The sequence below is a fragment of the Trabulsiella odontotermitis genome (genome assembly GCF_001297775.1).
Classification (GTDB): domain Bacteria; phylum Pseudomonadota; class Gammaproteobacteria; order Enterobacterales; family Enterobacteriaceae; genus Trabulsiella; species Trabulsiella odontotermitis.
The window spans coordinates 55,289-77,860 of the sequence record NZ_LIFX01000003.1; the positions used below are offsets into that span (position 1 = coordinate 55,289).

The 22,572-nt window shown below is 52.3% G+C and carries 17 protein-coding genes; 13 read left to right on the forward strand and 4 right to left on the reverse strand.

The features are described from left to right. Positions 1-1,194: a 3-hydroxybenzoate 6-monooxygenase gene (locus AOY23_RS03830; RefSeq protein ID WP_054177514.1), complete on the forward strand. Its 1,194-nt coding sequence runs from the start codon at positions 1-3 to the stop codon at positions 1,192-1,194. A 63-nt stretch (positions 1,195-1,257) separates the two neighbouring features. Here AOY23_RS03830 and AOY23_RS03835 read toward each other — a convergent pair whose 3' ends face one another. Then, positions 1,258-2,952: an NAD-dependent malic enzyme gene (locus AOY23_RS03835; protein ID WP_054177515.1), complete on the reverse strand. Its 1,695-nt coding sequence runs from the start codon at positions 2,950-2,952 to the stop codon at positions 1,258-1,260. A gap of 16 nt (positions 2,953-2,968) precedes the next feature. After that, positions 2,969-4,336, reverse strand: a complete 1,368-nt coding sequence (dcuC, locus tag AOY23_RS03840) for a C4-dicarboxylate transporter DcuC (RefSeq protein ID WP_054177516.1) — start codon at positions 4,334-4,336, stop codon at positions 2,969-2,971. Positions 4,337-4,602: 266 nt separating this feature from the next. Between dcuC and AOY23_RS03845 the strand changes: the two genes are divergently transcribed. Then, positions 4,603-5,487: a MurR/RpiR family transcriptional regulator gene (locus AOY23_RS03845; protein ID WP_054177517.1), complete on the forward strand. Its 885-nt coding sequence runs from the start codon at positions 4,603-4,605 to the stop codon at positions 5,485-5,487. Between the two features lie 30 nt (positions 5,488-5,517). On the opposite strand, the gene AOY23_RS03850 is transcribed toward AOY23_RS03845, so the two are convergent. Beyond that, a complete protein-coding gene (locus AOY23_RS03850) occupies positions 5,518-6,888 on the reverse strand; it encodes a class-II fumarase/aspartase family protein (protein WP_054177518.1) in 1,371 nt (456 codons plus the stop codon). 412 nt (positions 6,889-7,300) lie between these two features. On the opposite strand from AOY23_RS03850, the gene AOY23_RS03855 reads away from it, so the two are divergent. The 11 genes from AOY23_RS03855 to fbpC all read left to right on the forward strand — a co-directional run bounded on the left by AOY23_RS03855 (position 7,301) and on the right by fbpC (position 22,059). After that, positions 7,301-8,341: a porin gene (locus AOY23_RS03855; protein WP_054177519.1), complete on the forward strand. Its 1,041-nt coding sequence runs from the start codon at positions 7,301-7,303 to the stop codon at positions 8,339-8,341. A gap of 10 nt (positions 8,342-8,351) precedes the next feature. Further along, positions 8,352-9,122 carry an SGNH/GDSL hydrolase family protein gene (locus AOY23_RS03860; RefSeq protein WP_054177520.1) on the forward strand — a complete coding sequence of 257 codons (771 nt, stop codon included), beginning with the start codon at positions 8,352-8,354 and terminating at the stop codon, positions 9,120-9,122. A gap of 382 nt (positions 9,123-9,504) precedes the next feature. Further along, positions 9,505-10,953, forward strand: coding sequence for a PTS cellobiose/arbutin/salicin transporter subunit IIBC (ascF, locus tag AOY23_RS03865; protein WP_054177521.1), 1,449 nt, complete (start codon positions 9,505-9,507; stop codon positions 10,951-10,953). Between the two features lie 175 nt (positions 10,954-11,128). Further along, positions 11,129-12,247, forward strand: a complete 1,119-nt coding sequence (gene ompC / locus AOY23_RS03870) for a porin OmpC (protein WP_054177522.1) — start codon at positions 11,129-11,131, stop codon at positions 12,245-12,247. 358 nt (positions 12,248-12,605) lie between these two features. After that, complete coding sequence (locus AOY23_RS03875; RefSeq protein ID WP_054177523.1) at positions 12,606-14,093, forward strand: tryptophan halogenase family protein; 1,488 nt, start codon at positions 12,606-12,608, stop codon at positions 14,091-14,093. Between the two features lie 170 nt (positions 14,094-14,263). Beyond that, on the forward strand, positions 14,264-14,893 hold the full coding sequence (locus tag AOY23_RS03880; RefSeq protein ID WP_054177524.1) for a response regulator transcription factor: 630 nt from the start codon (positions 14,264-14,266) through the stop codon (positions 14,891-14,893). After that, positions 14,893-16,434 (forward strand): MASE1 domain-containing sensor histidine kinase, encoded by a 1,542-nt coding sequence (locus AOY23_RS03885; protein ID WP_054177525.1) that lies wholly within the window; start codon positions 14,893-14,895, stop codon positions 16,432-16,434. Before AOY23_RS03880 ends, AOY23_RS03885 begins: the two co-directional genes overlap by 1 nt. Before the next feature lie 60 nt (positions 16,435-16,494). Further along, positions 16,495-17,823, forward strand: coding sequence for an MFS transporter family glucose-6-phosphate receptor UhpC (gene uhpC / locus AOY23_RS03890; protein ID WP_268807185.1), 1,329 nt, complete (start codon positions 16,495-16,497; stop codon positions 17,821-17,823). Then, positions 17,820-18,851 carry an ABC transporter substrate-binding protein gene (locus tag AOY23_RS03895; RefSeq protein ID WP_054177527.1) on the forward strand — a complete coding sequence of 344 codons (1,032 nt, stop codon included), beginning with the start codon at positions 17,820-17,822 and terminating at the stop codon, positions 18,849-18,851. Before uhpC ends, AOY23_RS03895 begins: the two co-directional genes overlap by 4 nt. 71 nt (positions 18,852-18,922) lie before the next feature. Further along, positions 18,923-21,001 (forward strand): ABC transporter permease, encoded by a 2,079-nt coding sequence (locus tag AOY23_RS03900; RefSeq protein WP_054177528.1) that lies wholly within the window; start codon positions 18,923-18,925, stop codon positions 20,999-21,001. 11 nt (positions 21,002-21,012) lie between these two features. After that, complete coding sequence (gene fbpC / locus AOY23_RS03905; RefSeq protein ID WP_054177529.1) at positions 21,013-22,059, forward strand: ferric ABC transporter ATP-binding protein; 1,047 nt, start codon at positions 21,013-21,015, stop codon at positions 22,057-22,059. Between the two features lie 101 nt (positions 22,060-22,160). On the opposite strand, the gene AOY23_RS03910 is transcribed toward fbpC, so the two are convergent. Next, positions 22,161-22,412, reverse strand: coding sequence for a DUF4282 domain-containing protein (locus tag AOY23_RS03910; protein ID WP_054177530.1), 252 nt, complete (start codon positions 22,410-22,412; stop codon positions 22,161-22,163). Between the last annotated feature and the right edge of the window lie 160 nt (positions 22,413-22,572).

The window sequence follows — 22,572 nt, forward strand, 5'->3', positions numbered from 1 at the left end:
ATGGCTAAAGTGACGAACGCAATTATCGTCGGCGGCGGAATCGGCGGGGCCGCGACCGCGCTTTCACTGGCGCGTCAGGGAATCAAAGTGATGTTGCTGGAAAAAGCCCATGAGATCGGTGAGATTGGCGCGGGCATCCAGCTTGGTCCTAATGCTTTTTCCGCCCTGGACAGCCTCGGCGTCGGGGAAGTAGCGCGCCAGCGGGCGGTATTTACCGATCATATCACCATGATGGATGCGGTGAATGCTGAAGAAGTGGTACGCATCGAAACCGGGCAGGCGTTTCGCGATCATTTCGGTGGGCCGTACGCGGTTATTCACCGGGTGGATATTCACGCCTCGGTCTGGGAAACGGTGCTGACGCATCCCAATGTTGAATACCGGACGTCCACCAACGTCGTTGATATTCGCCAGACCGCGGACGATGTGACGGTATTTGACGATATGGGCAACAGTTGGACAGCGGATATTCTTGTTGGCTGCGACGGTGTGAAATCCGTGGTGCGCCAGAGTCTGCTCGGTGATTCCCCGCGTGTCACCGGGCATGTGGTCTACCGCGCTGTCATTGACGCTGAGAATATGCCGGAAGATCTGCGCATCAACGCGCCGGTGTTATGGGCCGGGCCGCACTGCCACCTTGTGCACTATCCGCTGCGCGGCGGTAAGCAGTACAACCTGGTGGTGACCTTCCACAGTCGCCAGCAGGAAGAGTGGGGCGTTAAGGACGGCAGTAAAGAAGAGGTGCTCTCGTATTTTGAGGGGATCCATCCGCGCCCGCGCCAGATGCTGGACAAACCGACCTCATGGCGTCGCTGGTCAACCGCGGACCGTGAGCCGGTCGGCAAGTGGGGCACTGATCGCATCACGCTGGTGGGCGATGCGGCGCACCCGGTAGCGCAGTATATGGCGCAGGGCGCCTGCATGGCGCTGGAAGATGCGGTGACACTCGGCAAAGCGCTGGAGAAGTGCGACGGTGATGCGGCAAAAGCATTTGCGCTGTATGAATCCGTACGTATTCCGCGCACCGCGCGTATTGTCTGGTCGACCCGTGAAATGGGGCGCGTTTACCACGCGGCAGGCGTTGAGCGTCAGGTAAGAAACCTGCTGTGGAAAGGCAAATCGCAGGCGGAGTTTTATCGCAGCATGGAATGGCTGTACGGCTGGAAAGAAGATAACTGCCTACTGCCTCGCTGAGGGAGCAAACATGAATGCCGGACAGGCGTTAGCGCCATCCGGCATCGTGTGCGCCAGCGGGATCTATATTGCCCGTCGTTTATACGGCCGATACTCCGGTAACCAGAAATGCGCGGTAATACGCTGGTGCAGGGCATCATCATTCATCTCATCTGCCACGCCAGACTGCTGCGCAGCTTTGCCTACCGCAAAAGCGATATGGCGGGTGACGTCACAGATCGTACTGATTTCCGGCAGTAGCCCGCCCGTGCCATGACACACCAGTGGCGAAACCTCTGCAAGCGCACGGCTCGCCGCCATCAGCATCGCTTCGGTTACCCTTTTCGCGCCACTGGCCAGCGCGCCAAGCCCTATCGCCGGGAAGATGTATACGTTATTGCATTGCGATATCGGGATAGTCCGCCCGGCATAATCAACAGGTTCACAAGGACTACCCGTGGCAACGATCGCCTGTCCTCCGGTCCAGCGAAGAATATCTTCCGGGTGAGCCTCCATTCTGGACGTTGGGTTAGACAGCGGCAGAATGATCGGGCGTTCGCAGTGGCGGTACATCGTGCGTATCACCTCTTCGGTAAACAACCCTGCCTGCCCCGAAACGCCCAACATGATGGTGGGTTTTGCATGGTGAATCACCTCCAGTAATGACGGTGCTGCGCCAGTGTATTTCCAGTCAGCCAGCCATTCGGGAGGTTGCGCCAGCGGAATCTGAAAATCAGCCAGTGACGGCGCTGTCGTCATCACCAGCCCATCACGATCCACCATAAAAATGGTTTTACTGGCTTCATCAACGTGCATTCCTTCAGCCACCCGGCAGGCGATGATATGCCGGGCGATGCCACAGCCCGCCGCGCCAGCGCCGACAATCACGATCGGCTGCTGACTGAAATCGCGCTGACTACCGCGACACGCCGCTAGAATCGTCGCCAGAGCAACGGAGGCGGTTCCCTGAATATCATCATTAAAGCAGCACAGTGCATCCCGATAACGATGCAGCAAAGGAACCGCGGTGTGCTGGGCAAAATCCTCAAACTGCAATAACACATTCGGCCAGCGACGCTTAACGGCAGCGATGAACATGTCGATAAAGGCGAAATATTCCTCACCCGTAATACGCGGATGTCGCCAGCCGATGTAACGGGGATCGTCCAGTAACTGCGGATTGTTGGTGCCGACATCCAGCATGATGGGGAGCGTCTGCGCCGGATTCACGCCGCCGCAGACGGTGTAGAGCGACAGTTTACCAATGGGAATACCCATCCCGCCGACCCCCAGATCACCCAGACCGAGAATTCGCTCTCCGTCCGTGACCACGATAACGCTGACATCGTGTCGCGGGATGTCATGCAGAATATCGTCAATACGGTCACGATCAGGCCATGAGATAAACACGCCTCTGGCCCGACGGTAGATCCCGGAAAATTTTTCGCAGGCTGCGCCCACCACCGGGGTATAAACTATCGGCAACATCTCCGGAAGATGTTTTTTCAGGAGATGGTAAAACAGTGTCTCGTTCGTATCCTGAATATTTCTCAGGTAAATATGCCGGGCGTTATCTGAGTCGGCATCCTGGTACTGTTGATAAGCACGTTCGGCTTGCTCATCGATATTTTCAATGGCGCTGGGCAGTAATCCATTGAGATTAAAATCGTTCCTCTCCTGGCGGGTAAAACTGCTTCCCTTATTCAGGAGAGGTGATTCCAGTAACAACTTGCCCGTAAACGGGACGTACAGCACATCGTCTCTCACGTTGCTATCCATTGTTATCAGCGGAAATTTAAATCAGGACGTAGTTGGCAATTAACATGGCGACAATACCTGCCAGCGCCGGAAGCAAGGTTCTTCTGACGATCATAAACGGTGAACATTCCCCCGCTTTACTGACGGCGATGATGATGCCGGCAACCGGTGAAATGGCGCGACCCATTCCCGCCATCAATTGCATTGGCAGGATCATATTGACTGCGCTTTCACCAAATTTTGCCGCAATCGACGGCGCCAGCCCGGAAAAGGAGAAGAATGCCGCCACGCCGGAGCCGGTCAGAACCGCGGTAATACCCACCAGCGCGGTCATCACCAGAGTCATGCTGGTAAAGCCTAAGCCTGCGTTTTGTACCGATTGCAGGAGATAATCCACAGCACCGATTTTTTGCAGCCCCTGGGCGTAGATGTCCGCACAGACCAACAGAGACACGATGCTGGTAAACATGCTACCCATGCCTTTGAAGAATGCCTGTAACCCTTTGCAGCAGGTGCGGAAATCACGTGTAGTAACCAGCTCAAAGAAGAAGGCGACGATGGCGCCTAAAATCATCGCTGTGACCACATCAATTTTGACTGATGTGATCAGCAGCGGGCTGAACACCAGCACAAGTATTACAGGTAAAACAGGGAGAAGCGCATATAACACCGGAGCCTTACGTCCTTCTTCTTCCTCCACGGCAACTTCATACTCGCCAGGCACAAAGCCGTCTTTTTTATCGAAATATTTCGCCGTGAAGAAAATCACCACTGCCACGGCCAGCATGACGACTGCCGCTACGGGCATTTGATAATGGGCAAAGTAAATCGCGCTTTCCATTCCGGCATGCTTCGCGGCCAGGTTAGCCGTGCCGACGGCCGGGCCAAGATCCATAAACGCGCACAGACCGATCATGGCAGCCGCAGAGGCTTTGCTCACACCCAGACGCACCAGTACGGGGAAGAAGGTAACCAGCAATAACATGGCTAACCCGGCAGCGCTGGAGATCGCCACATGCAATAATTGCGCACAGATATAACCCAGCGCGAGGATAAGATAAGGCGCTTTGATCACTTTTAACGGACGAATGCACATATTCACCATCGCATTCGACGCTTTAATGTGATCCATATAACTGGCGAACCCCCCGGCGGCCATGATGATCAAACCAATGCCCGCAATTTGGGTGGTCAGCGATTCTTTGGCAAAGCTGAAGATATCCAGCCAGGTGGATCCTGTTGATTTTGCTTTGTCGTACAGAATACTATTTTCAGGAAAAAACAGAACCGTCACGGTGAGTAATGCTAACCCCGCGAGTAATAAAACCGTTTGCGGCTGATAATTTTTAACAATGAGCCAGGCGGCAATTACTGTTATCACTATTGCTATAATAAACGCTGTCATAATAGAAATCCCTAATGAATGCGCGATAATCACTGAGTTAAGCGTTTTAACGTGGAGATTCAATTCTAATCACTGGTACTGAGGCAAAATACGGGAAAGGTCATTTCCCAGTATTTTTTGTGAGAAGGATCGCATCTTATCTGCATCCGGGTGAAGGGGCGAAGAAATTCTGGAAAACAGTTTATATTACCGCCGATGACGTAATTGACGTTCGCAGGGGATTACCTTATAACAACGCTGATATAAACAGTCTCTGGGTAGCATATATGTACAGAAAAAGAACGCTTAGTCTGGATGAGTATAATTCGTTAACAGAAAGTATTGGTGAGTTAACAGAATCAGAATGTCGGCTCAATAAATATATTAACAAACATTTTAATGAGCTACCCTATCATGGCATTGTCGATCTTTCGCAAAATGCGGCGGTGAGTAAAGCGACAATCGGCCGCTTTCTGAATAAAGCCGGGTTTACCGGCTACGCGGCCTTCAGAAGGGCGCTCGACACCACCCTGTCTGAGAATAAAATCTCGGCGCCGTTTGAAAAAAACATCCGTCAGCGGAACAAGGGCACCATTACGACGGAGCATATTGTGGGCGAGTTCACTCACCGGGTCTCCTCACTTTTTGCCGGGTTTAAAAATAGCATCAATATAAACAATCTAAACGACTTTATTACACTGGTGCTGAATGACAAACGGCACATTTATGCGGTAGGGCCGTCATCGTCTCATGCGATGGCGATTCACTTTTGTACGCTGCTCAAGTACTTTCGCAGCAACATCACGCTGTTGCCCACCGATATTAGCGAACTGCCTAAATGCCTGACAGATATCAAAGAAGATGATGTGCTGGTTGTTTTTTCCTACTACCGTTTTAACCGTGTCGCGCTCAATATCGCAAAATGGTTCAGAAAGAAAAATGCCAACGTCGTGCTGATTACCAATTCCGAAGCTAATCCTTATGGAAAATTTTGCGAACTGCAATTTGTGGTTCCAAGCGATGCGCAGTCCATTTTTCAAAGCCGGATTATTGGCTTCTTTTTTATCGAACTGATTTTGCATCTCGCCTACGAGAAAGGGGACAGTGAGGGCAATTTTGCCCAACTGGAAGAATTGTTTGATTTCTTTGAGACTTTCTCGGCGTCGTCCTGATACCCGATTGGGTATCAGGACGGGTTACCTTCAGGCAATGTCTGTCGTTTTGATGCTTTCAAACCTGCCAACGGTTTCAGCGATCAATTCGTCATTACAGCCGATATAAGAAAGCGGTTCGCAGGCATCAGAAATCTCCTGCTGCGACAAAGAGGCCACAATCTCCGGGCTGGACTGCACGATCGCCATAAAACTTTGCTCGCCATCCGCATGCATTAACAGTGCTTTTACCAGGTCATACGCTGGCTCCCGGCCGATTTTCGCGGCAAGCTTCATCGTCAGTGATTCGGACATAATGAAATGCTTTGAGCAGGCAAAATTGGCACGCATCTTCTCTTCATTAACAATAAGATGCGCAAGGAGTTTTTCCGCCCGCGTCAGGCTGACCGATAACGCATTCGATGCTTCAGGGAGAATCGTCCAGTTCAACACTCTCATTGAGGCCGCGCGAACATCCTGTTGATCGAGCATCGCGGGCGCGCCGGAGGCGTACATCCATCCCATTCTTGCCAGCGTCTGGATCATATTGCTGGCGCGAGGGTTAGCCTTATGCGGCATGGTGCTGGAACCGCCGCCGCCTTCTCCCTCCATCACCTCCGCAATGGGAGTGCGGCCCATGGTTTCGACATCATTTGCCAGACGACACAGCGTACCGTGAATGAGCGCAAAGCACTGCACCACCTCGACGATGGCGTCCTGGCTGGCATTATTGATGCCACAGGGAACATTCAGCCCCAGCGCCTGCATGAGACGTTCACGTGTCGCCATCCCCTGCGCACCCACAGAGGCAAGATTCCCCACCGCGCCGCCAAACAGACCGGTGATGGCGCGGGGATAGAGCTGCTGAAGCCGGATAAGATGGCGGTTCACCTCAGCCAGATAACCGGAAACATGTAACCCCCAGGTGGTGGCGGAAGCGTCTACCGAATTGGTTCGCGCCACCATCACGGTGCGGGCGTGCTTCACCGCCATCGCCTTCATCGCTTCGCCAACGGCAATCAGCTGCTGGTAGATTCGCTGCAGGGTCTGCTGTAACCGCATCGCCAGGCCGGAATCCAGTAAGTCCTGGGTGGTACATCCCCAATGGAGATACTGGCTCACCAGCGGCGTGCCGGAACGTGCGATCTGATCGATCAACGGTTTAATCGCCATGCCCACGGATTGGGTTCCCTGCGCTAGTGCTGGCCAGTCCAGCGTTAAATCACGACAGGCGTGATCAATTTCAACTGCCGCCTGCTTCGGGATGACCCCCAGTTCGCTTTGCACGCGCGCGACCGTCGCTTCAAAGCGCAGCCAGCAGCGAATCAGATTTTCGTCAGACCATATTTCCCGCATCCGGTCGTCGGTGAACAGGGGAGAATAGAGATCAGAATCAAATACGGTTGTTTGCTTACCGTACATACAGTACCTCTCCGGTAATGAAAGCATCGTAATAATAGTGTGATTAACAGATTTTGCGGGATCTGCGTTGCAATTTATAGGGGAAAATACAATTCCCATCGCAAAAGAGAACATGGGAATGTGATATTCCCAATATCAAGTTTGTTTGACTGTAAAATTGCGATATGTTTCACAGTATTTTTTAAATTATCTTTAAAGTAAAAATAAAATCCGACCGGATTGTGCCCGCAAATAGCGGAATAATTAATACAGGAAAGCGCTTCGGTATATTTATGCGTGAATAATCACATTTTATTACGAGAAAAAACAATTCCCATATCGGACTTAATTCATTCTCACGAACAATTATCTCGCAGTTAACTTTTTATGACCAGGAAGTGAATGCTTCCTTGAGGGTTGCTTGAGGGATAATATGAAAATAAAACACTATTCACTAATATTACTGATGGGTATGAGCTCCTCTGCATTTGCCTTAAATGTCTATGATAAAGACGGTAATACACTGGATATCTATGGGCGTGTCGAAGGAACTATTGCCAGCGGTGACAACTCATTCGCAGGAAGCGAAACGCGCAGCGATCTCGGCGGTCGTCTGGGCGTTTATATCACTAAAGATTTAACGTTCCTGCCTGACACCAAAGTTGTTGGTCGCCTGGAATGGCAGGTTCGTACCGAGAAAAACGACAACAATACCGGTGACAGCGACCTGGAAGCCCGCTACTCATACATCGGTTTGTCGAACAAAACCTGGGGTGAAGTGATCGCGGGCAGAACGAAAAACCCGCTCTATCAGGTCATGCGAATGACGGATAAATATAAGAATTTCACTCCCAACGTCTACAACTACGGCATTACGACGATTGACGATTCTTACCAGTTCAACCGCCAGGACGGCACTGTGCAATGGAACGCCAAATTTGCCGGTAACGAAATCCAGATGGCATGGGTTACCGGTAATGGTAACAGCGACAATGAGACCATGGACTATGGTGCAATGGCGAGCTACCGGAAGTTATTCCGGGTGGGCGACGTCAGAATTACGCCTGCGGTTGCCGTCAGCCGTTACAAACGTCAGGACGGTATTGTGACCACGGATGGCCGTAATCAGCACGATCAAATCATGGGGGGACTCCAGCTTAATTACGACGCCTGGGAGCTGGCAGTCACGGCATTACGCACCTCTATTTCTCGCGATAATAAAAGCGACAATAACTATAACGGATTCGACTCACTCCTTTCCTATAACTTTGGCAAGGTGAAACTCCTGGGTGGTTATAGTGTTTTAAATGAAGATGATAAAGATATTGCTGAAAAAGAAGACTGGCGCGTGGAAACGCAATTAACGCTGGCAAAAGATACCTGGTTATCTTTTACTTACGATAAATCGCTCGCCAATAAAAACCAAAAAACCAACGATGATGCGCTCATCGTCGGGCTTCGTTATGATTTCTGAGAGGCTACCCATGAAAAGGCTCGCTCTGCTCGCCACTGCGGTAATACTGACGTTTGGCAGCGTAAGCAGTTATGCGGATACATTAATTGCGCCTTCGCCACACGCTAAAATGGATGGGGATAATAAAATTATCGCCCTGTATGGTAATTCATACACGTTTTATAACAACAATATTAATACCCGGCTGCGGGATCTGACAAAATCGTTATTGCCGGATCAGGCCAAAGGCTATCAGTATCGTGGGATCACCATCTCCAGTGGTCGCTTAGGCTGGCATATTCCCAACCTTGAGTATCAGAACAGCCTGCAGAAATGGGATGTGGTGATCCTGCAAGGTAACTCTACCGAGCCTGTCACGAAGAAAGAGAGTTCCCGGCAGAACTTCGTCGAATCAGCAACCAAAATGGCGGATATGGCGCATAAGGCGGGCGCAAAAGTGGTTTACTTTATGACCTGGGCAAAGCGCGATAAACCGGAAGAAACCCAGAAACTTGCCGATGCTTATTTGTCTGTTGCGCAAAAAACCGGGGGCTACGTTGCGCCCGTCGGACTGGCTTTTGAAAAGGCCCGCAAGACGCACCCGGAAATTAACCTGTACTTCCATGACGGCATGCACCCGTCAATGGCAGGCACCTATTTAGCCGCCTGCGTGTTCTTTTCAACGTTGTATAACCAGTCCCCGGTAGGAGGCGCACTGCCCATCGACACCGACATGACCCCTGCAACGGCAAAAGCCTTACAGCAGGTTGCATGGGAAACGGTGACTGAATTTCAGAAATAACCCACACGCTAAAATAGCGTAACAACTCAACCCCACCTCCTTTATCGCCCGGCATGCTGACTTCTGTTGGCATGCCGTTACCTCTGAATATGCCCTCGATTTAAGTGAAACTGGTCGGTTTAAAGTTATGTCGATCACAAATCTTTTCGCTAAAAAATAATTTTATTGACGTTGATGTGAATTACTGAGAGTTTCGTGTGGAACCGGTTACCTATCACCGTTTCTTATGCGTGATAGCGACATCATTTTTGTCACAACTGGAGCGGGATCAGTTTTTAGCGACGACATGAACGTGCGTTGGGGCCTGCTATTGCCTGTAAAAAGGTAATTTAATCAGTGGCATAAAAAATACACGCACGGCATATCCAGAGAGCAATAACGAATGGCAAAAAATTACGCCGAAGCAGCACAAAAGATCCTCGGTGCCCTCGGAGGCCGCGACAACATTGCGGCGATTACCCACTGTATGACACGTTTGCGTTTTGTAGTTCGCGATGAAAGCGTGGTGGATACCGCTGCACTGAAAACCATCAGCGGCGTCATGGGCGTGGTAAAAAACGAGAACCAGTGTCAGGTGATCATTGGCAATACTGTTTCACAGGCTTATGCCGAGGTGGTGAAACTGTTACCGGAAATGGCTGGGGTCTCGCAGGAGAGCGGAAAAAGAAAAATAACCTTCAGACGTATCGGCGCCGGTATTCTCGATGCGCTTATTGGCACCATGTCACCGCTTATTCCGGCCATTATTGGTGGCTCGATGGTTAAGCTGTTAGCCATGGTGCTGGAAATGAGTGGCGTATTACCGAAAAACGCACCGACGTTAATTATCCTGACTGTGATTGGTGATGGCGCGTTTTTCTTCCTGCCATTAATGGTGGCGGCTTCCGCAGCACTGAAATTTAAAACCAATATGTCGCTGGCGATTGCCATAGCCGGTGTTCTGGTGCATCCCGCGTTTATCGACCTGATGGCGAAAGCTGCACAGGGCGAGCACATGGCATTCGCGTTTATTCCGTTAACGGCGGTGAAATATACCTACACCGTCATTCCGGCCCTGGTGATGACATGGTGTCTGTCGTATATCGAACGCTGGGTGGACAGTATTACGCCTGCCGTGACCAAAAACTTCCTTAAGCCGATGCTGATTGTGCTGATTGCCGCGCCGCTGGCGATCCTGTTAATTGGTCCCATTGGTATCTGGATCGGGAGCTCTATTTCGGCTCTGGTGTATACCATCCACAATTATCTGGGCTGGCTGGCCGTTGCCATCATGGGCGCCATCTGGCCGTTACTGGTCATGACCGGGATGCACCGCGTCTTTACGCCGACCATTATTCAGACTATCGCTGAAACGGGTAAAGAGGGCATGGTCATGCCGTCGGAAATCGGCGCAAACCTGTCACTTGGCGGTTCATCACTGGCGGTGGCATGGCGCACGAAAAACCCTGAACTGCGCCAGACAGCGCTGGCCGCTGCCGCATCCGCCATCATGGCCGGGATTTCCGAACCCGCGCTGTATGGTGTGGCATTACGCCTGAAGCGTCCGCTTATCGCCAGCCTTATCAGTGGTTTCATTTGTGGCGCGGTAGCCGGTATCGCCGGGCTTGCCAGCCATTCCATGGCGGCGCCTGGGCTTTTCACCAGCGTGCAGTTCTTCGACCCGGCGAACCCGATGTCCATTGTGTGGGTTGTCGGTGTGATGGCGCTTTCCATCGTGCTCTCTTTTATATTGACGCTGATGCTGGGATTTGAAGATATTCCCGTCGAGGAAGAACAACGTCAAATAGCGGAGCCTGTCGGGGCGGCACAGACTCAACAGAGCGCCTCGTAATGTAACAGGTCATTGTAGTAATAAATAAATATTCCGGCTGATATAAGAATAAATGCCTGGCGCGAAAGGTCATCGCCTTGCGCCTGTCATTTTGCATGCCTTATATCGCTGAAATACGTCTGGCAGTGAGCGTCTTTAATAATCATTAATATGAACTTTGGTGAAGGATATTTAAATGAAAACCCGTGCTCTTACACTTTTAATTCCAGTCATGCTTTTTTCTGCAGCCTCTCATGCAGCGGAAATTTATAATAAAGACGGTAATAAATTAGATTTATATGGTTTTATCAACGGGCTGCATTATTTTTCTGACGATAAAGGCTCGAATGGCGACAAAACCTTTATGCGCTTTGGCTTCAAAGGTCAGACGCAAGTTTCCGATGACCTGGTTGGTTTTGGTCGCTGGGAATATCAGGTGCAGGGTAACCAGGCTGAAAACACCAACACAGCCTTTACCCGTTACGCGTTTGCCGGTCTGCGCTTTGCGCAATATAACTCCATCGATTACGGCCGTAATACGGGGATCTTGTATGATGCCGCGGCATATACCGACATGCAGCCAGAGTTCGATGCCTCAACCTACGGCTCAGACCAGTTTATGTACAAGCGCGGCAACGGCATTGCCACCTACCGCAACACGGATTTCTTTGGTCTGGTTGATGGGCTGAAATTTGCATTACAGTACCAGGGTAAAAATGACAGCGGTGCGGCTGAAGCGGGAACCCGCAGTGTATTAACCCAGAACGGCGATGGTTTTGGTGCCTCTTTAAGCTATGAGTTTGATGCCGGGATCAGCATCGCGGGCGCCTTCTTTAATTCTAACCGTACTGATGAACAAAATGCGGCACCGGGCATCATGGGTGGCGGTAGTAATGCCGAAGGCTACACCACGGCGATTAAATACGACAACAGCAAACTCTACCTGGCGGCGATGTATACCCAGGCGTACAACGCCGCGAAATTCGGTTCACCGAGCGCCACCGCATACGGGTTTGCCAACTCATCTGAGGCGGTTGAGCTGTATGCCGGTTACGCGTTCGAATTCGGCCTGGTGCCGTTCATCGCCTATAACCAGACGCGTGGTAAAGATTTAGGTACCGATCGTCAGGGCAATACTTACGACAGTCAGGATCTGGTTAAATTTGTTGACTTAGGTTTTACCTATAACTTCAACAAAAATATGCAGGCGTATCTCGACTATAAAGTTAACCTGCTGGATGACAACACCTTTACCCAAAATGCCGGTATCATGACGGACAACGTAGCGGCCGTCAGCATGAAGTACGTGTTCTGATAATCTGAAAACCCACTCAATATTTTCGCCACGATGCTCGTGCGTGGAAATATTGAGCTGGGTTGTTTTTACTTACGCAATACTTATTTTTCCTTAATAATCCTGGTGATTTTCTCTTTTCTTTCAGGTAGGAAAATTTTAACTCTCCAGTGCAATAATAAAATCAAAGGGATGCGTGGTGATAAGAGATGGCGATTACTTAGCATCGTCCCGGTAAATAGTCAGAATACCGTTGCCCGGATTTTAACAATTCTCCAGATGTTACGTTATAGTCGGCGTCACGCTGAGTAAAAACATTATATACTCAGAGACAAGATGATACGTACGTCGTTTCGACCGTTTTTGTCATGGAGGAGTTATGCTGAGTTTAAAAGGTATTAAGCGCGTTGTTGTTCTTGGCGGTGGAACTGCCGGTTGGTATACGGCATTAACATTACGCAAGTTATTCAGTACGAACGTGGAAATCCGTGTCATGGAATCCACCGAAATAGGCATTGTTGGCGTTGGCGAAGGCGGCCTGTTGAATTTCCAGACGGCGTTACAGTCCGTTGATATTGATTTTAATGAATTTGCACGGGAAACCAACGCGACCTTCAAATGGGGTTTTTGCTACGAAGGGTGGCGCACTGGCGAAAGAGACGATAAATACTACCATCCGTTCGCCTCTGCCAATGGCTCAGCATCAAAATGGGAAGAACTGGGGCATTTCCCGTTATTCTCCGCGATGATTAATAACAGTATTCCGCTGACCTCGTATCTCAAAGGTTTCGATCTGATCGTTAATAATGCCAGTCAGGAAGAGGCCAGAAACGCGCTGAATAATCAGGCCGTCGATATTATTAACTCCTTCCATTTCGATAGTTACAAAATCGCCAAATACCTTAAAAAGGTGGCGTTGTCGCGTAACATCATTCACCAGGATGTGATTGTTGACCATGTTGAGACGGATGAGAAAGGTCACGTCACGGCCTTAATCACCAAAGAACAGGAAAAGATCGAGCTGGATTTCCTCGTGGATGCGACCGGGCTGGCGCGCAAGGTCATCGGCAAAGTGGTGCCCAGCGAGTGGTACTCGTTTAAGGAACACCTGCTGCTGGATCGCGCATTACCGTTCTACATGCCGCATCCGCTGAAAAACCCCTATCTGGTCAGTCGCGCCATCGCGATGAAATCTGGCTGGATGTGGCAGATCCCGCTGATCGACAGAGTCGGCGCGGGCTATGTTTACAGCAGCAAACATATTTCTGACGACGATGCGTTGCAGGAAATTAAAGACTATCTGGGCTATGAGGTGACGCCGCAGCAGAACGTGATCAAGTTCGAGCCAGGCTGCTACCGTCAGGTTTGGGTGGGCAACGTGTTAACCGTTGGTCTGGCCTCCGGTTTCGTCGAGCCACTGGAAGCGACGTCGATCGGCCAGATGATTGAAGTAGTGCGTAATTTCACTCGCGTGCTGGTCACCAGTCAGGGTGTGGTGTCTGATAACGCGATTCGCGAGTTTAACGAATCCAACTTTGCGTCGTGGATGGAGATTCTGGATTTCCTGCGCATGCACTATGACTGCCCGCGCCGCGATACCGAGTTCTGGCAGGACGTCGCTAAAACGCCGCTCACTGAGAACTATCGCGCCTTTAAAGAGTGTATGCAGGTTCGTGCGCCGCGTTTGCTCGACATTGAAAGCTACATGCTCTACGGCCGCCGCGGTATGTTCCACGTCGTGAACTGGATGTTTGTCGCTGCCGGGTTGGGGCTGATCCCGCCGGGGGCGGTGGTTAACGACCTGATGGCTATCGCGCCAGAGAAGAAACAAGCGGTAGTGGATTTCCTTAATTCACTGAACCGGTAAAAGGGAAAGTCGCTGCGACGAAGGTTGCAGCGACTTTTTTTCTTCAAAAACCCCCGCCATTTTTCCGCCATTACCGTTTTGTTACATTCATTCCATAAATACAACGGACCGGTTGCCAGCACTGCGACGGCAGGCATCATAGAAACATTCATCGGTAAGAGAAGATAAACATGATTCGTGTGGTGCTGGTCGATGACCATGTGGTGGTACGTTCCGGTTTCGCGCAATTGCTGAGCCTTGAAGACGATATCGACGTTGCAGGCCAGTACAGCAGCGCGGCGGAGGCGTGGCCTGCGTTACTGCGCAACGATGTCAACGTTGCCGTGCTGGACATCGCCATGCCGGACGAAAACGGCCTGAGTCTGTTGAAACGACTACGTACACAAAAGCCGCAGTTTCGCGCCATTATTCTCAGCATTTATGACACGCCAACGTTTGTCCAGAGCGCGCTGGATGCCGGTGCCAGCGGTTATCTGACCAAACGTTGCGGGCCGGAAGAGTTAGTGCAGGCGGTACGCTCGGTCGGTATGGGCGGCCATTATCTGTGTGCTGATGCGTTACGGGCATTGCGTGGCGGGAAACAACCGGCGCAGGTTCTGGAAGTTCTCACCCCACGCGAACGTGAAGTGTTTGAATTACTGGTCAAAGGGGACAGCGTAAAAGAGATCGCCTTTAAGCTCGACCTCAGCCATAAAACGGTGCATGTGCATCGCGCCAACGTGCTGGGCAAACTGCAATGTCACAGCACTATCGACCTGGTACATTTCGCCCTTAACCACCAGTTGCTGGCGGGGCATTGATGTCGCGAAGTCTCCGCCACTGGGTGATCTCATTGTTTATTGTGCTGGCCTGGGGACCCGGCTGGCTGATGCTGTGGACGCTCGGTTTTTATCTCACCCGTAACGGTCAGCAGGCGGCGCTGTTTCTTCCACACGGCGTCTATCTTGCGCTGTTGATCCTGCTTTCCCGTCGTTACTGGCCTGCGCTGGTGCTGCCGCCCGTATTCATGCTGTTCTGGTTGCACAGCGAACAGTTGCTGAATGGTTATATCCTGCTGGCCGCGCCATTGATTAGCCTGATCCCGGCGAGCGTGGCGCAGAGTTTCTGGCATCGCTTTCCGCTTTACTGGCAGCGGCTGACGCTGCTACTGGCGATAATCACCGCCACATCGCTACTGAACACGGCGCTGCTTTCGCCATTTGTGAAAAGCCCGGCGATGTTGCTCGGTCTGGCGTCATTTACCGGTGGCGTGCTACTGACGCCGTTCGTCTATCTGATTTTCGAGTTCCTGCGTCAGCAGCATCGCTATCATCTGCTGGGGCTGGATACCAGCAATCCGCCGTTGCGGACATCGTTAATTATCTGGTGCAGCCTGTTCTTTGTTATCGGCATCGGTACCCAGATGGTGCTGTCACCGGAGATTGAACGCCTGTTGCTGATTGTGGTGTTCCTGCCCAACGTGGTGATGGCGTGGAAATTTGGCTGGCAGGGCGGCGTGCTCTCTGGCCTGCTGGGCAGCATGATGATCACCATCGCCCGGCAGGTCGGTGGGGGATTCAGTAACCTGATTGAGCTGGAAATCTTCCTTGCTGTTCAGGCATTACTCGGCATCGGCCTTGGGATCGCCATCAGTCGTCAGCAGCATCTGGCGCAGAACCTGCATCACTATCGCCAGCGGCTGGAGGCGGAACTGGCGGCACGGCGGGCGCTGACCGAAAAGCTGATCCACACCGAAGAGGACTCGCGTAAAAACCTGGCGCGCGAGCTGCACGACGAAATCGGTCAGAACATCACCGCGATCCAAATCCAGTCGCAGTTAGTGAAACGGGCGCATGATCCCGCCCAGATTCAGGCCGCCGCCGGGCAAATCAACGATCTTGCCCGCCGCATTCATCACTCCACCCGCCAGTTGTTGCGTCAGTTGCGTCCACCCGCCCTTGATGAGATGTCGTTTAAAGAGGCGCTGCATCATCTGCTGACCGAGTTCGCCTTTGCTGAACGCGGCATTCATTGCCAGTTCGACTATCTGTTGACCATCACGCCTGAAAGCGAAACGGTCCGTTTCACGCTCTACCGGCTGTTGCAGGAGTTGCTCAACAACGTCAGCAAACATGCGCAAGCCAGTGCTGTTGTCATTCAGTTGCGCCAGCAGGGGGATTTTCTGCATCTGGAGGTGAAAGACAACGGCGTGGGGATTAACCCTGGCAAAATTACCGGATTCGGTATCCAGGGAATGCGCGAACGGATCAGCGCCCTCGGTGGTGAACTGACGCTGGAATCGCAGAGCGGCACGCGGGTAACTGTTAACCTGCCCACAAATTTGCAGCAAATCCGCTTCTGACCAGGAAAAAGTCTTAGTGGTTCTGGACTTTCTCTCATCTCCTTTCGGTTTCACTTTCTTATAGTCAGCAAAACGGAGACGGCTATGCACGCACCTTCAGCCACTGAAGTTAATCAACGTTACCGGGCGCTGCGTCCGCGCCTGCTGATGTGCATGGTCATCGGTTATGCCGCGTTTTACCTGACGCGTAAAAGTGTGAATTACGTACTCCCGGCACTGCAAACAGATTTGGGGCTGGATAAAGGCGATATCGGTTTGATGGGGTCGCTGTTTTATCTGTCCTATGGCCTGTCGAAATTTGCCGCCGGGTTGTGGCATGACAGTCGCGGTCAGCGCTGGTTTATGGGCGCGGGTCTGTTCGCCACCGGCCTGTTGAACGTGGTGTTCGCCTTTGGCGAGTCACTGACATTGCTGCTGACAGTCTGGACGCTGAACGGTTTTTTTCAGGGTTGGGGATGGCCTCCCTGCGCCCGGCTGCTGACTCACTGGTACTCGCGCAATGAGCGCGGTTTCTGGTGGGGATGCTGGAATATGTCGATCAACATCGGCGGCGCGTTCATACCACTGATCAGCGCCTTTGCCGCTCACTGGTGGGGCTGGCAGGCGGCGATGCTGGCGCCGGGAATTATCAGCATGGCATTGGGCGTCTGGTTAACGCTGCAACTCACCGGCACGCCTGCGGAAGAGGGGTTACCGACCGTCGGCACCTGGCGTAACGATCCGCTGGAGCTGAGGCAGGAGCAGCAAAGTCCGCTTATGGGATCGTGGCAGATGTTACGCGCCACGATACTAAAGAACCCGATGATCTGGCTGCTGGGTGTCTCTTATGTGCTGGTGTATGTGATCCGTATTGCGCTCAACGACTGGGGCAATATCTGGCTGACGGAAAGCCATGGCGTCAACCTGATAGGCGCCAACTCTACGGTAATGCTGTTTGAAGTGGGCGGTTTGTTCGGTGCGCTGTTTGCCGGATGGGGATCGGATCTGCTGTTCAGCGGTCAGCGGGCGCCGATGATTTTGCTGTTCACGCTGGGGTTGATGGTTTCTGTCGCCGCGCTGTGGCTGGCGCCGGTTCATCATTACCCGTTATTGACAGTCTGTTTCTTTACGGTGGGCTTCTTTGTCTTTGGCCCGCAAATGTTGATTGGCCTTGCTGCTGTCGAATGCGGACACAAAGCGGCAGCGGGTTCAATCACCGGTTTTCTCGGCCTGTTCGCCTACCTGGGGGCAGCGCTGGCGGGCTGGCCTCTGTCGCTGGTCATTGAACGTAGCGGCTGGTCGGGGATGTTTAGTTTGCTCTCGGTCGCTGCAGTACTCATGGGTTTATTGCTGATGCCGCTATTGATGGCGGGCATTACCACCTCTCCCGGTCAAAGGATAAAACAATGAAAAAAACGCTGATTACTACCCTGGTTGCTTCTGGTATTGCGCTGGCCACCCTGAGCGGCGCGGCGCAGGCAAAAGGTCGTCTGGTGGTGTATTGCAGTGCGACTAACGAAATGTGTGAAGCCGAAACGAAAGCCTTCGGCGATAAATATGATGTGAAAACGTCGTTTATCCGTAACGGTTCCGGCAGCACGCTGGCGAAGGTCGATGCGGAGAAGAAAAACCCGCAGGCGGATGTCTGGTACGGCGGCACGCTCGATCCGCAATCTCAGGCCGGTGAAATGGGCCTGCTGCAACCGTACAAATCCCCTAATCTCGAGCAGATAATGGAGAAATTCCGCGATCCGGCGAAGCTGAAAGGCAACTACTCGTCCGCGGTGTATGTCGGCATTCTCGGCTTCGGCGTCAACACTCAGCGCCTGAAAGAGAAAAATCTGCCCGTCCCGACGTGCTGGAAAGATCTGACGAAGCCGGAATACAAAGGTGAAATCCAGATCGCTGACCCGCAAAGCTCCGGTACGGCATACACGGCACTGGCAACCTTCGCCCAGTTGTGGGGAGAAGATCAGGCTTTTGATTACCTGAAACAGCTGAACGCTAACGTCTCCCAGTACACCAAATCCGGGATCGCACCGGCGCGCAACGCGGCTCGTGGCGAAACGGCCATCGGCATCGGTTTCCTGCATGATTACTCGCTGGAAAAAGAGCAGGGCGCACCACTGGAACTGATTTCCCCGTGCGAAGGCACCGGCTATGAAATCGGCGGCGTCAGTATCCTGAAAGGCGCGCGTAACCTCGACAACGCGAAATTGTTCGTGGACTGGGTCCTGTCGAAAGAGGCGCAGGAACTGGCCTGGAAGAAAGGTAAGTCCTATCAGATCCTGACCAACACCACCGCAGAAACCTCGCCGAACTCGCTGAAGCTCGATGGTCTGAAGCTCATCAACTACGACATGGATAAATACGGCTCGACCGATGTCCGTAAGGCACTGATCAATAAGTGGGTCAGTGATGTGAAGATGGGCAAATAAGCCCACATTTGTGTTCATTTGCCGGGTGGCGGCGTTAACGCCTTTACCCGGCCTACGACACCGGAAAACGTATGTCACACACAATTGCACTCCATCCCGTGAAAAAGCGGGATGCGATATTCCTGTGGGTTTTACTGGGCTTGCTGGCATTCGCACTGTTGCCGAGCTGGAGCCTGGATTATGGCCTGCTGGAATCGACGAGCGACGAGATTTTAGAGGCGTACGGCTGGTCGCAGTTTACGGTCAGCTGGCTGTGGTATTTGTTGCCGGGGCTGCTTCTTATTCGCCCTTTGCAGGAAGCCCGACGGGAGCAGCGTCGCCGCCACTATCTCGATGCAGGCTGGGCGTTTTTATGCATGGCGTTTATCGTCATCAGCGCGACCGTTGAAGGCCGCGGTCTGGGCTATGCCACGATAGTGCTGTTTGTCGCGCTGGGCGCGATTATGACGCTGGCGCTGACCCGTCTCGAGTGGCTGGGCGGTGACCGTTTTGTCATTGGTTCGCTGGTGACGATTGTGGCGTTGATCGGTATCTTTATCGTCTGGCCGAGCATCGCGATTTTCATCCCGATGTTCACCAACGACGCCGGTGAGTTTGCGCCGCTGGCATTCATGGCGGTGCTGTCGCAGGCGCATATTATTCAGGTCATCCTTAACTCCATCGCGCTGTCGATTGCAGTGGGTGTAGGGTGTACTTTCTTTGGTCTGGTACTGGCGATTTATACCACCCGCATCGCCAGACGCAGCGCCATCATCGGGCGCATCTTCTCGATTCTGCCGATTGTCACGCCGCCGTTTGTGGTGGGGTTAGGCGTTACGCTGATGATGGGCCGTTCCGGTTACGTCACCGAGTTTCTGGTGGAGTGGTTCGGGCTGACCAACACCAACTGGTTGTATGGCTTTACGGGGATCTGGCTGGCGCAGGTCCTGGCGTTCACTCCGATGGCGTTTATGATCCTCGACGGCGCGATAAAAACCATTCATCCGTCGCTGGAAGAGGCGTCCTACACACTGCGTGCCAGCCGCTGGCAAACCTTTAATGGTGTGTTTGTGCCACTGCTGAAACCCGCGCTGGCGAACGCGTTTTTAATTGTCATCGTGCAGTCGCTGGCCGACTTCAGTAACCCACTGGTGCTTGGCGGTAACTTTGACGTCCTGGCGACGCAAATTTACTTCTACATTACCGGTTCGCAGCTCGATTATCAGGCCGCCAGTACCCTGGGCGCCTTCCTGTTGCTGTTCTCGCTGCTGGTGTTCTGCATTCAGTATATGTGGATCGGCAAACGCTCTTACGTCACGGTGTCCGGCAAATCATACCGTGGCGATGTCCAGCCGTTACCGGTGACGCTGGTATGGAGTGTGATCGCCATTCTGGCGGTGTGGATAGCCTTCAACGCCTTGCTTTATGGCAGCATTTTCTACGGTAGCTTTACTGTTAACTGGGGCGTGGACTACACCCTGACGCTGGATAACTTCATCAAGCTGTTTGGTCAGGGGATGAGCGATGGCGCATGGCCGTCACTGCTCGATACGCTGCTGTATGCCGGGATTGCCGCGCCGATCACTGCCGCTTTCGGCCTGTTGATCGCCTGGGTCGTGGTGCGCCAGCAGTTCAGAGGCAAAAAGACCATCGAATTCACCACCATGTTGTGCTTCGCCGTACCGGGTACGGTGGCGGGCGTCTCCTATATTCTCGCGTTTAACAGCGCACCGGTGTATCTCACCGGAACGGCGGCGATTGTGATCATCTCCATGGTCATGCGTAACGTACCGGTGGGGATCCGCGCCGGGATCGCCGGGTTAGGCCAGATCGATAAATCACTGGATGAAGCCTCGCTCAGCCTGCGTGCCGGTTCACTGCGTACCATCACGCACATTCTGCTGCCATTGCTACGCCCGGCGATCCTGTCGGCGCTGATCTACAGCTTTGTGCGCGCCATTACCACTGTCAGCGCCATCGTGTTCCTGGTGACGCCGGATACCCGCGTCGCGACAGCCTATATTTTGAACCGCGTGGAAGACGGTGAATATGGGGTGGCGATCGCTTACGGCTCGATTTTGATCGTGGTGATGCTGGCGATTATTTTCATCTTTGACTGGCTGATCGGGGAAGCGCGTATCTCCCGTTCAAAAGCCAAAAACCAGGCGTAATGGAGCGCACTATGAGTCAGAAAAATTTCGTTGAACTGCGCAACGTCACCAAACGGTTCGGCAGCAACACGGTTATCGACAACATCAATCTCACCATCCCGCAGGGGCAGATGGTGACGCTGCTCGGTCCGTCCGGTTGCGGAAAAACGACCATTTTACGTCTGGTGGCCGGGCTGGAAAAACCGAGTGAAGGGCAGATTTTCATTGATGGCGAGGATGTCACGCATCGCTCTATTCAGCAGCGCGATATCTGTATGGTCTTTCAGTCTTACGCCCTGTTCCCGCATATGTCGCTGGGGGAAAACGTCGGCTATGGTCTGAAGATGCTCGGCGTGTCGCGCAGCGATGTAAAAAACCGCGTGAAAGAGGCGCTGGCGATGGTGGATCTGGAGGGATTCGAAGACCGCTATGTTGATCAGATCTCCGGTGGTCAACAGCAGCGTGTGGCGCTGGCCCGTGCGCTGATCCTCAAGCCGAAGGTGCTGCTGTTTGATGAACCCTTAAGTAACCTTGATGCCAACCTCAGGCGCAGCATGCGCGACAAGATCCGCGAGTTGCAAAAGCAGTTTGATATCACCTCGCTGTATGTTACCCACGATCAGAGCGAAGCGTTTGCGGTGTCCGACACCGTGCTGGTGATGAACAAGGGGCATATTATGCAGATAGGCTCCCCGCAGGATCTCTACCGCCAGCCTGCGTCGCGTTTTATGGCGAGTTTTATGGGCGATGCCAACCTCTTCCCGGCCACCTTTAGCCAGGAGTCTGTCGATATATTCGGTTACCGTTTGCCGCGCCCGGCGCACTTTACCGCTGGAGGGACGGGCACTGTTGGAGTACGCCCTGAAGCCATCACGTTAAGCGAACGCGGCGAGGAAAGTCAGCGTTGTGTGATACAGCACGTGGCTTACATGGGGCCGCAGTATGAAGTGACGGTGAAATGGCACGATCAGGATATTTTATTGCAGGTTAACGCTACGCGTCTGCAACCAGATGTTGGCGAACAGTATTATCTTGAAATCCACCCGTATGGAATGTTTGTACTGTCTGATGCCGCATAATAAATTGCCGGGCCTTGCCAGCCCGGCAATATTTTATGGCCGCTTACTCATGATTTATTTTTATATATTCCGCAGTTAGCTCTCTGCAGTGATCGATATTCTTACTGTGCCGCTTTATCAGAATTTTCCGCGATACGACGCAGATATTCATTATTTTTAAATGCGATCATAATCAGTTCGAACATTACCCGGCAGCCGATCAGGCCAAAGATAATGGAACCGATGCCCCGAAGCAGTTCACCGTTAATCATAGCGAAAACGCCGCCCACCACGATCAGAACCATAAACAGCCAGTATAAAAATACCATCAGTTTCGGCGTCAACAGGTAATCAAAACCCAGAATTTGTTTCATTTTCTTATCCTTAGAAAAAAGAGATGTGCCAGCAACGAGCGGCATTCGAACTATAAAATAGGTTTGTCAGAATGTAAATATGTGTGACTAAGCGGTACCAGACACGCTAACATCGCTTTTTATGTGGCTATTTTGGCATTTTTACCAATATGGCAATGGC

Excerpts from the sequence above, each read along its gene's own strand:
- AOY23_RS03830 (WP_054177514.1), top strand. The coding sequence starts at position 1 with ATGGCTAAAGTGACGAACGCAATTATCGTCGGCGGCGGAATCGGCGGG.
- AOY23_RS03835 (WP_054177515.1), bottom strand. The coding sequence starts at position 2,952 with ATGGATAGCAACGTGAGAGACGATGTGCTGTACGTCCCGTTTACGGGC.
- dcuC (WP_054177516.1), bottom strand. The coding sequence starts at position 4,336 with ATGACAGCGTTTATTATAGCAATAGTGATAACAGTAATTGCCGCCTGG.
- AOY23_RS03845 (WP_054177517.1), top strand. The coding sequence starts at position 4,603 with ATGTACAGAAAAAGAACGCTTAGTCTGGATGAGTATAATTCGTTAACA.
- AOY23_RS03850 (WP_054177518.1), bottom strand. The coding sequence starts at position 6,888 with ATGTACGGTAAGCAAACAACCGTATTTGATTCTGATCTCTATTCTCCC.
- AOY23_RS03855 (WP_054177519.1), top strand. The coding sequence starts at position 7,301 with ATGAAAATAAAACACTATTCACTAATATTACTGATGGGTATGAGCTCC.
- AOY23_RS03860 (WP_054177520.1), top strand. The coding sequence starts at position 8,352 with ATGAAAAGGCTCGCTCTGCTCGCCACTGCGGTAATACTGACGTTTGGC.
- ascF (WP_054177521.1), top strand. The coding sequence starts at position 9,505 with ATGGCAAAAAATTACGCCGAAGCAGCACAAAAGATCCTCGGTGCCCTC.
- ompC (WP_054177522.1), top strand. The coding sequence starts at position 11,129 with ATGAAAACCCGTGCTCTTACACTTTTAATTCCAGTCATGCTTTTTTCT.
- AOY23_RS03875 (WP_054177523.1), top strand. The coding sequence starts at position 12,606 with ATGCTGAGTTTAAAAGGTATTAAGCGCGTTGTTGTTCTTGGCGGTGGA.
- AOY23_RS03880 (WP_054177524.1), top strand. The coding sequence starts at position 14,264 with ATGATTCGTGTGGTGCTGGTCGATGACCATGTGGTGGTACGTTCCGGT.
- AOY23_RS03885 (WP_054177525.1), top strand. The coding sequence starts at position 14,893 with ATGTCGCGAAGTCTCCGCCACTGGGTGATCTCATTGTTTATTGTGCTG.
- AOY23_RS03895 (WP_054177527.1), top strand. The coding sequence starts at position 17,820 with ATGAAAAAAACGCTGATTACTACCCTGGTTGCTTCTGGTATTGCGCTG.
- AOY23_RS03900 (WP_054177528.1), top strand. The coding sequence starts at position 18,923 with ATGTCACACACAATTGCACTCCATCCCGTGAAAAAGCGGGATGCGATA.
- fbpC (WP_054177529.1), top strand. The coding sequence starts at position 21,013 with ATGAGTCAGAAAAATTTCGTTGAACTGCGCAACGTCACCAAACGGTTC.
- AOY23_RS03910 (WP_054177530.1), bottom strand. The coding sequence starts at position 22,412 with ATGAAACAAATTCTGGGTTTTGATTACCTGTTGACGCCGAAACTGATG.